Source organism: Streptomyces sp. WAC06614 (assembly GCF_003949795.1).
Taxonomy (GTDB): Bacteria; Actinomycetota; Actinomycetes; order Streptomycetales; family Streptomycetaceae; genus Streptomyces.
Genome location: NZ_RPRY01000005.1, coordinates 37,621 through 48,851 on the forward strand (window position 1 = coordinate 37,621; position 11,231 = coordinate 48,851).

The 11,231-nt window shown below is 71.5% G+C and carries 9 protein-coding genes; 6 read left to right on the top strand and 3 right to left on the bottom strand.

Annotated features, from left to right (window positions below):
* Window positions 1–70: 70 nt before the first annotated feature.
* From EF918_RS01425 to EF918_RS01455, 6 genes are all read left to right on the top strand, one after another.
* Complete coding sequence (locus EF918_RS01425; protein ID WP_125639276.1) at window positions 71–625, top strand: cysteine hydrolase family protein; 555 nt, start codon at window positions 71–73, stop codon at window positions 623–625.
* A 232-nt stretch (window positions 626–857) separates the two neighbouring features.
* Window positions 858–1,313, top strand: a complete 456-nt coding sequence (locus tag EF918_RS01435; protein ID WP_185921549.1) for a hypothetical protein — start codon at window positions 858–860, stop codon at window positions 1,311–1,313.
* An 83-nt stretch (window positions 1,314–1,396) separates the two neighbouring features.
* Window positions 1,397–2,092 (top strand): DUF6766 family protein, encoded by a 696-nt coding sequence (locus tag EF918_RS01440; protein WP_125639214.1) that lies wholly within the window; start codon window positions 1,397–1,399, stop codon window positions 2,090–2,092.
* A gap of 122 nt (window positions 2,093–2,214) precedes the next feature.
* Window positions 2,215–4,047 (top strand): glycoside hydrolase family 15 protein, encoded by a 1,833-nt coding sequence (locus tag EF918_RS01445; protein ID WP_125639216.1) that lies wholly within the window; start codon window positions 2,215–2,217, stop codon window positions 4,045–4,047.
* Between the two features lie 64 nt (window positions 4,048–4,111).
* Window positions 4,112–5,179, top strand: a complete 1,068-nt coding sequence (locus tag EF918_RS01450; RefSeq protein ID WP_125639220.1) for an alcohol dehydrogenase catalytic domain-containing protein — start codon at window positions 4,112–4,114, stop codon at window positions 5,177–5,179.
* Window positions 5,180–5,379: 200 nt separating this feature from the next.
* Window positions 5,380–6,747 carry a DNA cytosine methyltransferase gene (locus EF918_RS01455; RefSeq protein ID WP_125639223.1) on the top strand — a complete coding sequence of 456 codons (1,368 nt, stop codon included), beginning with the start codon at window positions 5,380–5,382 and terminating at the stop codon, window positions 6,745–6,747.
* Here EF918_RS01455 and EF918_RS01460 read toward each other — a convergent pair.
* Genes EF918_RS01460 through EF918_RS01470 form a run of 3 tightly spaced genes read right to left on the bottom strand, consistent with a single transcriptional unit; the run spans window position 6,672 to window position 10,728 of the window.
* The gene (locus EF918_RS01460; protein ID WP_125639226.1) at window positions 6,672–7,583 is read right to left on the bottom strand and encodes a DUF6339 family protein; all 912 of its coding nucleotides are present in this window, start codon (window positions 7,581–7,583) and stop codon (window positions 6,672–6,674) included. The two genes, EF918_RS01455 and EF918_RS01460, sit on opposite strands and share 76 nt — an antisense overlap.
* Window positions 7,580–8,584, bottom strand: a complete 1,005-nt coding sequence (locus tag EF918_RS01465; protein WP_125639229.1) for a hypothetical protein — start codon at window positions 8,582–8,584, stop codon at window positions 7,580–7,582. The genes EF918_RS01460 and EF918_RS01465 overlap by 4 nt, the downstream gene beginning before the upstream one ends.
* Window positions 8,581–10,728, bottom strand: a complete 2,148-nt coding sequence (locus tag EF918_RS01470) for a helix-turn-helix domain-containing protein (RefSeq protein ID WP_125639232.1) — start codon at window positions 10,726–10,728, stop codon at window positions 8,581–8,583. The genes EF918_RS01465 and EF918_RS01470 overlap by 4 nt, the downstream gene beginning before the upstream one ends.
* Window positions 10,729–11,231 lie beyond the last annotated feature (503 nt).

Sequence of the window (11,231 nt, forward strand, 5' to 3'; positions counted from 1 at the left end):
GGGCCACACTGGCGCTGCGATTGGCAGGCGGCGCCGTGGGCAGGCGCCCGGCGTGACGGAAGGCGGCGAGATGGGCCGGACGGCGCTGATCGTGATCGACATGCTCAACACCTACGACCACGAGGACGCCGAGGTCCTGGTGCGGTCCGTCCGTGAAGCCCTGCCGGGCGTGGAGGCGCTGCTGGGGCGGGCGCGGAAGGCCGGCGCCCCGGTCGTCTACGTGAACGACAACTTCGGCCGCTGGCGTTCCCACCACGGCGAGATCCTCGAAGCCGCCCTGGCCGGCCGCTACGCCGACCTGGTGGAGCCGATCGCCCCGGACGAGGAGTCCCTGTTCGTCGTCAAGGCGCGGCACTCGGCGTTCTTCGAGACGCCCCTGGCCTACCTGCTGGGCCAGCTGGAGGCGCGGCGGGTGGTGCTGTGCGGGCAGGTGACCGAGCAGTGCGTGCTCTACTCGGCGCTGGACGCCCACATCCGCCACCTCGACGTCGTCGTCGCCCTCGACGCGGTCGCCCACATCGACCCCGGTCTCGCCGAGGCGGCCCTGCGGATGATGGAACGCAACATGTCGGCCGAGCTGCGCACGAGCGCCGGGATCACCTTCGAGGACGCTCCGGCGGGCTGACGACCGCGGGGCGCGGAGGTGCGGGCCGCGGAGGTGCGGGCCGCGAAGGTGCGGGCCGCGGAGGTGCGGGCCGCGACGGGGCCCGTACGCGGAGGGCGCCCCGTACGCGGGAAGGCGACCCGCGCCCGACCGAGTGATGGACGCCGTGGCCGGCGGCGTGTGCGGGCCAGGGGCCGGAAGCGCCGTGCAAGGGTGCTGGGGCTCGACCGGCCCCGCCCCCCAGGAGTCCCCGGTGCTCGCACGCAGACAGCTCAAGGGCCCGCCTCGACGACGACCGGCCGGGCGGCGCCCCTGGTGCGGGCTGCCCCTGGTGGCGGCCGTGGTGCTCGCGGCGTCCGGATGCGGGGGGCCGGCCGCGCGGGAGGACGCCGCCGCCGCGGTGGGAGCCGCCTTCGCAGCCGCCGTCACGGCCGGCGACCACGTCCGGGCCTGTGCACTGCTGGCGCCGCAGACCCGCCAGGAGCTGGAGCAGAACGAGCGGAAGAACTGCCCCTCGGCGTTCGCCTCGCAGGAGTTGCCCAGGGCCCGCGGTGTCCGGGGGGTCGAGGCGTACGGGCGGCAGGCGATGGTGCGGATGACGGGCGACACCCTGTTCCTGTCGCTGTTCACCGCGGGCTGGAAGGTGGTGGCCGCCGGCTGCACTCCGCGGCCCGAGCGGCCGTACGACTGTCTGCTCAAGGGGGCGTGAGGCGTGCGGTTCCTGTTCGTCGCGTGTCTGACGATCATCCTCGGCGGGCTCGGCTACTTCCTCACCATCGGGGTGCTCCAGCGATGACCGACGGCCGCACGCCCCGCAGGCGCTTCTGGCGGGACAACAGCCTCACCCTCGCGTTCGGCATCGCCTTCCTGGTGGTGCTCGCCTGCCAGGCCGTCGCCGGGCACGCCGAGTTCAACGAACAGATGACGGTGGACGGCCTGCAGCCGCTCAGCTTCCCCGAGTACCTCACCTCCTCGGACTTCGCCGTGGACGTGACCGAGAACTGGCAGTCGGAGTTCCTGCAGTTCTTCCTCTACATCTTCGGCACGGTCCATCTCGTCCAGCGCGGCTCCCCGGAGTCCAAGGAGGTCCACAAGACCGGCCCCGAGAGCGAGCGGGAGCAGCGCATGGGTGACCACGCGCGCCCCGATTCGCCCCGCTGGGCGGGGACCAAGGACTGGCGCCAGACCCTCTACGCCCGCTCCCTGGGCACCGTCATGGGCACCCTGTTCGTGCTGTCCTGGCTGGCCCAGTCCATCACCGGCACCGCCGCGTACAACGACCAGCAGCTGCGTCAACTGGAGGACCCGGTGAGCTGGGGCGGCTACGTCGTCACCCCCGACTTCTGGAACCGGACCCTGCAGAACTGGCAGTCCGAACTCCTCGCGGTGGCCGCCATGGTCGTCCTGTCCATCTACCTCCGCCAGCGCGGGTCCCCGGAGTCCAAGCCGGTCGGCGCCTCCCACGCGGCCACCGGGGTCGAAGGCTGACGAACACGCGTTCGATGACCCTCGTCGGTCCGCCGTGCCGCCGTCCGGGGGCGCACTACCATGAAAGACGAGGTCCTCTTGATCCCCGTACCTGCCCGCAGTGAGACGGTAGGGAGGCCCGCATGGACGTCGGGAACGGATCCGGGCGCGGCGGAGGCCCGCGGTACCTGCCGATCTCCGAGCACGGCCTGATCGGTGATCTCCGTACCGCCGCGCTGGTGGGGAACAACGGCACGATCGACTGGTACTGCTGCCCGCGCTTCGACGCGCCGAGCGTCTTCGCCGCCATCCTCGACGCCGACCGGGGCGGCTCGTGGGAACTGGCCGCCGAGGTGCCGGCGCGGACCCGGCAGTTCTACTTCCCCGACACCAATGTGCTGATCACCCGGTTCTACGCCCCCGACGGCGTGGCCGAGATCCAGGACTTCATGCCGGTGGTCGACGAGTCGCGCGAGGCGGACCGGCACCGGCTGATCCGGCGGGTGGTGTGCGTCCGCGGGACCCTGCCGTTCGCCACGCGGATCGCCCCGCGCTTCGGCTACGGGGCCGAGCCGCACACCGTCCGTGCGCGGGCCCACGAGGCCGTCTTCGAGTCCCCGTCGCTCACCCTGGCGCTCACCGCCACCGTGCCGCTGGAGACCGACGGCACGGACGTGTGGTCGGAGTTCAAACTCCTCGAAGGCGAGTCCGTGGTGTTCGCCCTGGACCGGCTCGAGGGTGACCTGCGCCCGCGGGCCTGTCCGCACGCCGAGGCGGAGGAACAGTTCGAGGCGACGGTCCGGTTCTGGTCCCGGTGGCTCGGCCGCTCCCGCTACCGCGGCCGGTGGCGGGAGATGGTGCACCGCTCCGCGCTGGCCCTGAAGCTGCTCACCTATGCGCCGACCGGGGCGATCGTGGCCGCGCCGACGACCAGCCTGCCCGAGGGCATCGGGGGCGAGCGCAACTGGGACTACCGGTACGTGTGGGTCCGCGACGCCGCCTTCTGCGTCTACGCCATGCTCCGCCTGGGCTTCACCTCGGAGGCCGAGGCGTTCATGAGCTTCCTGTCCGAGCGGTGCATCGGACGGGGAGCCGCCGGCAGCGATCCGCTGCAGATCATGTACGGCATCGACGGCCGCAGCGACCTGCCCGAGTCCGTGCTGCCCCACCTCGACGGGCACCTGGGCTCCGCTCCGGTCCGGGTGGGGAACGCCGCCACCGAGCAGCTCCAGCTCGACATCTACGGAGCCCTGATCGACTCCGTCTACCTGTACGACAAATGGGGCCGGCCCATCAGCAGTGGCCACTGGGACGAGGTCGGTGCCGTGGTGGACTGGCTCTGCGACCACTGGGACCAGCCCGACGAGGGCGTCTGGGAGACCCGGGGCGGCCGGAAGAACTTCGTCTACTCCCGGCTGATGTGCTGGGTGGCCATCGAACGGGCGGTCCGGATGGCCAACCGGCGCGGCCTGCCCGCCGACCTCCAGCGCTGGCAGCGCAACCGGGACGCGATCTACCGGCAGATCATGAAGGAGGGCTGGTCGGCCGAGCGCGGGGCGTTCGTGCAGGCGCTGGGCGAGGACGTCCTCGACGCCTCGGTACTGATGATGCCGATGGCCAAGTTCATCGCGCCCACGGACCCCAAGTGGCTCTCGACCCTGGACGCCCTCACCACGGACCTGGTCTCCGACTCCCTGGTCTACCGCTACGACCCCGAGGCCAGCCCGGACGGGCTGCGGGGGGCCGAGGGCACGTTCTCGATCTGCTCCTTCTGGTACGTCGAGGCGCTCACCCGCGCCGGCCGCCTGGAGGAGGCCCGGCTGTCCTTCGAGAAGATGCTCACCTACGCCAACCATGTCGGCCTCTACGCCGAGGAGATCGGCCGCAGCGGGGAACAACTCGGCAACTTCCCGCAGGCGTTCACCCACCTCTCCCTGATCAGCGCCGCCTTCAACCTCGACCGCGCCCTCGGCTAGGCCCGATGGACGCACCGCAACGCGGCGACAGTCGCTGCTGCCCCCTGCTGCGAAGGATCACCCGATGTCTGCTTCTGCTTCTCCCTCTGCCCGGGCCGCCGCGGCCGCTCCCACCGGCCCCCTTCGCGCCGTACGGGTCCCCGAGCCCGGGGCCGTCCCCCGGCTGACCGAGGTCGCCGCCGTCGAGCCCGGTCCGGGCGCCGTACGGGTGACGGTCGAGGCGTGCGGGGTCTGCCACTCCGACCTCCTCGTCGCCGCCGGGGCCCTACCGGGCACCACGTTCCCCGTCACGCCCGGCCACGAGATCGCCGGCCGGGTCGACGCCCTCGGCGCGGGGGTGGAGGGCCGGCAGGTCGGGGACCGGGTCGCCATCGGCTGGTACGGCGGGAGCTGCGGGCACTGCGACGCCTGCCGGGACGGCGACGCCATCCTGTGCCCCGACCTGGCGGTGCCCGGCGCCGCCTACCCGGGCGGCTACGCCGACTCCGTCGTCGTGCCCGCCATGGCGCTGGCGGCGATCCCCGACGAGCTGACCGCCGTCGAGGCCGCCCCGCTCGCGTGCGCCGGCGTCACCGTCTTCAACGCCCTGCGCCGCTCGGCGGCCCGCCCCGGCGACACCGTGGCCGTCCTGGGCGTGGGCGGACTCGGGCACCTGGGCGTGCAGTTCGCCCGCGCCATGGGATTCCGTACGGTGGCCGTCGCCCGCGGCCAGGAGAAGAAGGACCTGGCCCGACAGCTCGGCGCCGCCCACTACGTCGACAGCACCGGGGGCGCCGTCGCCGAGCAGCTCCAGGCGCTCGGCGGGGCCAAGGTCGTCCTGGCCACCGTCACCGACGCGGACGCCATGTCCGCCACCGTCGACGGGCTCGGCCGCCGCGGCGAACTGATCATCGTCGGCGTCTCGCCCGACCAGCTCAAGATCACCGGGCTTCAGCTGATGCACGGCGACCGCAGGATCTCCGCCCATTCCTCCGGCGCCGCCGTCGACACCCAGGACACCCTGCGCTTCGCCGCCCAGACCGGCGTACGCGCCTGGACCGAGGAGGTCCCCCTGGAGGCGACGGCCGCCGCGGTCGACCGCATGACCACCGGAAAGGCCCGCTTCCGCATGGTCGTCACCACGGGCCGCTGAGGCGGTCCGCCCCGAAGCGCTGCGGGCGGGGGGGCTCAGGACGTCCGGCAAGTCGGCTCCTGCACAGGGCTGGTGACGGTGGCGTATCGTGCGTTTTGCTGCCATTTCTCGGCCGGCTGTCGGTGACGGGCGGGCGGCCGGGAGGTGGAGGGCTCGGCTTCGTGTCTCGCATCGGTTGCCGCAGGCTAAACTTTCGCCACATGACCAGCTCGGACGCAGCCTCTCGAATTCTTGAGAATCCATACATTTTGGATCTTTTCGCTGGTCCGGGTGGTCTCGACGTAGCCGCGCACATGCTCGACGTACCGTCGCTCGGCATCGAATGGGACAAGGACGCGTGTGAGACGCGTTACATGGCCGGACTTGCGACGTGGCACGCCGACGTCAGCGCCGTACGGCAGCGCCGGTTCGAGGACCTGCCCAAGGAGCTGAACGTACTGGCCGGTGGCCCGCCGTGCCAGACGTACTCGGTCGCCGGCAACGGTGCCGGGCGCAAGGCCCTGGAAGAGGTCAAGAGGCTCGTCCACGAGTTGGTCGTGGGCCGCGTCGACGAGGAGGGCATCGACGCCGAGCTGAAGGAACTGGAGAGCAAGGGGGGCGACCCACGGACCGCGCTGGTCCTGGAGCCCCTTCGGTACGCGATCAAGGCCCTCCACTCCGACAACCGGTCGGGGCGCCCCTTCGACGTGATCGTCCTGGAGCAGGTACCGCAGGTCAAGGAGCTCTGGGAGGTCTACCGGAGTGCTCTGAAGGAGGGGCTGCCGCGCCCGGACGGATCACGGGTGCCGTACGAGGTCGCCGCGGTCAAGACCCTGCACACCGAGGCCTACGGAGTCCCCCAGACCCGCCGCAGGACGATCCTGATCGCGCGGCTCCAGGAGCACGGAGTCCCTCCGCTGCCCGTCGCGACGCACCACGCCTACAACTTGCGCAATCCCGTCCAGGGCGGCCCTGACGACCCGGCGGCGACACTGCCTGCCGAGAAGGGCACCGACCCGACGCCCCGGCCCTGGGTCGCGATGGGTGAGGTGCTCGCCCGGGCGACGGCGGGCAGACCCGGCGGCCTGAGGGCACCGTTCGAGATCAGGTCGAACTACGGAAGCGGCGGTGACCCGAGCAAGCGGGGCATCCGAACGGACCGCCAGCCGTCCTTCACGGTGACGGGGAAGGTCTCCCGCAACGCCGTCCGGTACCCGCAGAGCAGCACCCAGCCCGATCCCGACCGCCTGACCATCACCGAAGCCGGCATTCTCCAGACCTTCCCGCCCAACTACCCCTGGGAGGGCGGTGACCGGTCGCAGCAGGTCGGCAATGCCGTGCCCCCGCTGTTCGGGATGCACGTGCTCGCTGCGGCCCTGTCGCTGCCGCTCCCGCCGGAGGAAGGGCTCAGGGAGGACTGGCGCATCGCCACCGAGGAGGACCGCGCCACGCTGCGCAAGGAAGGCTGCGGCGCCCCGGACGGCTGCGGTCCCGACTGCCCGGAGCCGAAGGATCAGTCCTCTCCTTCCGGCTCCTCCGGCTCGTCCCGTCCGCGGACCCGCGCGTCCGCGAAGAGGTCGGAGAAGTAGTCCACCAACGTGCTCACGGAGAGTTCCGGTGCCCGCTCCTCGTCGGGGCCGGACGGCAGGGCGTTCCGTGAGACCTGGCGGGCGGTCTCGGCCTCGTCGATCCAGTCGAGCAGCGGGCGGGACTCGCGTTCGGCGTCAGGTGCGATCACGTCGTACATGAGCGTGGCCGCCGACACGTTGACGGCTCCCACGAGTGCGTTGACCTCACGCCCCGTGCCGACCACGCCCTTGTCGACGAGCCGGACGATCGCCTGCGCGGTGGGGCGGTGGTTGATCACGGACAGGCGCAGGGCGGAGTTGAGGATGTCCTGGTTGCCGCAGGCCGTGACCACGGGGTCGTAGTGTGGGCCGTCGCGGAACAGCTCGGCAGCCCACCACAGGCGCGCGAAGGCCTGCTTGTGGTACTGCCCCCGGAAGCGCTCCGTGGCCACCTTTGCGGCCTTGCCTTCCTTGCCGTCCTTGGGCTCCGTGAGGTGTCGCCAGACCACGTAGTCCGGGGCGACCCCGAGGGCCAGGTAGTTCCACAGACCGGGGTCGGCCGCCTCTCGGCGGGTGAGCCTGAGGGCGGCGTGCAGGCGGGGGGCCAGCCAGGCATCGGCCTGTGTGGCCTTCAGCCCGTTGTTCCGGCAGTAGGCCATGGCGTCTTCGGCCAGGTCCCGGACGGGCTGCAGATCGCCGCGCCGATCGGCGTGCGGCAGTGGTTGTGCGACCTGGTTGAGCTTGATGCTCGGCACGTCCTCGTGGCCGGTGAGCAGTCCCTCGGTGAGGAATTCCGCAGCGTCCGCGTTGGGGAGCAGTGCGAGGCGCTCCGGGAGGTGGCTGGGCCGGTCGGTCATGCGTCGTCCCCCTGTGTGAGTCGTTCCAGGTCGCGAATGGTCGTGGAGAGCGTCCGAGGGACACCCGCGCGCCGGGAGGCGGCGAAGTGGATCCGGGGCTGGAGTTCCCCCCAGCCGGTGGCGGAGGTCCCGGTGCGGGCCGTGTGAACCTCGCGGAGAGCGTCCTCCGCCTCGTGGGACGGGTACATGTCGGGGAGCATCTCCCGCAGCACCTCGCCCTGCCAGCCGTGCGGGAACAGAGGGGTCCCGTCCTCCTCGATCTCCAGGTCGGCGACGGCGGAGTGGAAGACGGCCGTCCAGACCTCCGAGCACATCTGGGCGAGCAGCAGTTCCCGGACCGTCTTCTCCGCACCGTTGCCGCCGTCCGCCCCGATCAGGTCGCCGAGACCTTCGAAGTCGGTGTTGACCCGTACGGCCGGGATGCGCCCGGTCGTGTCGACGAGCCAGGGGGAGTCGCGGAACCGGTGGAGCCGGCTGGCCCCCGAGGCGAAGCCGACCATCTTGACGTCGAGTTCGCGGGCGAGCGCGGGGGTGGCCTCGATGACGTCGACGAACCACTCGACGTCGGAGGTGGCGATCACCCGACCGGGGACGCCCCCCACGCTGGCGACGACGTGCACGGTGAGGGAGGCGCGGTCGAGCAGGTCGTTGCGGTGGAGGTACAGCTCGCCGGTCCGCTCGCGCCCGTCCTCGGAGGTCGGCGACAGCTCGACGGACGTCCGCAGGTTGGTGGCGCGCTCGGTGAGAACGGCGAGGACCTTCACGTCCTGCCAGGGTCCCGTGGGGTCCGTCGCCCTGGCCGGCAGGCCGGCGGTGAGGCGAAGGCGCGCCTGTGCCCAGTCGGGGCGGTCCTCGTCGGGTCCCAGGGCCACGACGCGCTCGACGGTGGAGACGTACTTGCTCTCCACGTCCTCCCAGGGCTCGCCCTCGGCCTTGAGCTGGGCGCTCTCGACACGCCAGGACAGGTTGCCGGTGAGCCGCCGGTAGGGGTAGACCTTCACGCCTGCTCCCCCTTTCCGGTACGGAGTTCGACGACGAGTCCGGTGAGGTGGGCCCGGACCGGGTGGCGGGACACGTCGGTGATGCCCCGGAAGACGGCCTTGCGGGCGCCGGGGACGAGGCTCAGGGCGCCGTCGACCACCTCGCAGCCGCTGATGGCGACCAGGTCCTTCCAGGGTGCGGTGGGTCGCGGGCCGGACCGCACGTCGAACTTGGCGACCGGCAGGACGGGACGGTCCGTGTCGACCCCGGCCGACACCCGCAGGTCGACGGTGACCGACCAGGCTCCGTCCTCGTCGACCAGCGCGTCCACGTTGTCCAGTTCGGGCAGGGCGGCGGTTCCTGCGGGGCGGCCCTTTCGCGCAGGGGTGCCGCCCAGTTTGAGCCGTCCGGCGATCTTGGCCTCGCCGCCGCTGCGGCGCTTCGCCCGGGGAACGGCGACCAGCTCGCGCACCGCGTTGTTGGCCGCAGCGGTCAGGGCGGCGATGCGCCGGTAGGCGGAGGGCGAGTAGACGAGACGGAGCTCCTCCGTCTGACCCCACTTGTCGTGCTCGGGCGGCTCGGAGGCGCGCAGGAACTCCTCGGCCTCCTCGGCGCCGGGGACGTCCCGTCCTGCTGCCCGGCCGGTGAGGAGCACCGCCTGGAAGGGATTGGTGCCGACCGGCACGTTGGTGACCGGGCTGTCCCTGACGGTCATGCGGTTGCCCCGCATGGAGACCAGCCGGTTGGGGCGACCGTCGGCGTCCTCGGCGTGCGTCACCAGGAGCACCGCGTCGTGGGGCACGCCGCCGCGCACCTGACCACCGTGCAGGGGCACGTTCAGCTGCACGGTGGCACGGGCGACCTGGCCGGGCGCGGTGAGGCGGTCGACGGTGTCGCCCTCCAGGAAGGCGCGCAGGGCGCGGGTGCGGGAGGGCTGGGTGACCGTCGGGTCCACGCGCTCCTCGGCGATGAGGACCTCACCGTTGCGACATGTGCGGACGGACGCCTCCAGGTGCGGCTTGTGGTCGCCGCCGCCGGTCATCGCCGCCCAGAAGTTGCGGCCTAGCGCCTCGACGAGGCGGGCGTGCATGCGGTGGACCGAGTCGTCGTCCTCGGCGCTCGCATCCTCGTCGAGGGTGGCGACGGGGGACACCAGGCTGGCGACGTCGTGGGCGCCGACGATGAGGAAGGAAGTACCCGGGGACGCACTCTCCCGGGTGAGGTGGAGTTGCTCGACGGTCTCCTCGTCGGCCCACCAGGACCGGGCGACATCCGCGGACCTGGCGTCCGGGTCTGGGCGTCCGAACCAGGCGGGGCCTGCGAACTCCTGGCCGTCGACCTCGCGCCAGGGCAGGTCGAGCCGGCCGATCAGACGGCGCTCGGTGCGGCCTTCATGGGGTTCTGAGAGGGTGGAGTTGATCAGTACGAGCCCGAGCCGGCTGGTGCCCCAGAGCGTGGCCTTGCCCAGCCCGTAGGAGCCGCCCGCCCCGGAGTCCTTCTTGTGGCTGTCCAGTTGTCGGCGGACGACGGCGGCGAAGAGCCCGTTGTCGTAGTCGCCGCCGGTGAGGCCGGTGGCGTTGTAGTCGTCGACCCGGAGCAGTACGAGTCGGTCGTGCTGGTACATGTCGCGCAGACCGGCCGAGATCGTCCGTGAGACCTTGCCCTGCCTTCCGCCCTCGCCGGTGAGCGCCTCGTAGTGCGGCACCAAGCGCTCCCAGTCGATGGCCTCCAGGAAGCGGGCCAGGGCTTCGCCGGTGAGTTCGTGCAGGGTGTAGCGGACCCGGACGGGCTCTGCGGGATCGAGGCGTGCGTCGAGGCTGTTCTGGGTGGCCTCGCGGGCGAGGACGGAGACATCGGCCTCGAAGGCGAATGCGGCGGCATTGCCGTACTCGCGCCCGCCGTCGGCGTGGGCCGGCCGGTGGTACCACGACACGGGCAGCCCTGCCTGGGCGTCGGTGCTGCGCGTGTGGATGGTCTCCAGGTCCGTGCCGAGCACCTCTGCGATACGCCTGATCGTCTCGTCGCGAGGGACCGAGCGGCCCACGATCCAGGCCGAGACGGCGGCCCGGGTCATGCCCAGTTCGTCCGCCAGATCGGTCTGGCTCTTCCTGGCGTTCCTCAGCTGGCGTGCCAGCCAGGGGCCGAAGTCCTCAGCCGCCTTCACGTCCCACCTGCCTCTGCTCGTCCCACGGGGTGGGAGAACCGTACCGCACCGCTGTTGACGCCATGGTCGGCTTGTCAAAGGCTGTTTGACAGTCAGGAAGCTGCTATCCGGCTGCTGTTCGGGCCACATGGAAAGGGAACTTCGAATTCCATCTCAGACGTGCCGAATTGCGGTTCCGATGCCCTGAATCCTGCTCGATCCCCTTGTGCATGTCGTGGCTCCCGTGGTTAGGTCGATCCCGGTCGTCCCGACAGTAGTTGGGGGCAACTTCTCCCTCACCAGGGCACAGTTGTGTCTTGAGGTGTCGTCGCGGGGGCGCTGCGAGCGACGAAACGGGGGAGCTTTCCGCGGTGCCCGGACCCGAACGTCGGAGGACCCTCATTTCCGCCAAGCCGACCGGAATTCCCCCCTGGAATTCAGAACGGCCTGCGCGGACCCCTTCCTGCCTCGCCTGCAGCATCCCCGCGTGACGACCTGGAACCCGGTCGCCCACCAGGTGCGTC

Bases quoted from the DNA above. Each gene is read 5' to 3' on its own strand.
- EF918_RS01425 (WP_125639276.1), top strand. From the start codon at position 71: ATGGGCCGGACGGCGCTGATCGTGATCGACATGCTCAACACCTACGAC.
- EF918_RS01440 (WP_125639214.1), top strand. From the start codon at position 1,397: ATGACCGACGGCCGCACGCCCCGCAGGCGCTTCTGGCGGGACAACAGC.
- EF918_RS01445 (WP_125639216.1), top strand. From the start codon at position 2,215: ATGGACGTCGGGAACGGATCCGGGCGCGGCGGAGGCCCGCGGTACCTG.
- EF918_RS01450 (WP_125639220.1), top strand. From the start codon at position 4,112: ATGTCTGCTTCTGCTTCTCCCTCTGCCCGGGCCGCCGCGGCCGCTCCC.
- EF918_RS01455 (WP_125639223.1), top strand. From the start codon at position 5,380: ATGACCAGCTCGGACGCAGCCTCTCGAATTCTTGAGAATCCATACATT.
- EF918_RS01460 (WP_125639226.1), bottom strand. From the start codon at position 7,583: ATGACCGACCGGCCCAGCCACCTCCCGGAGCGCCTCGCACTGCTCCCC.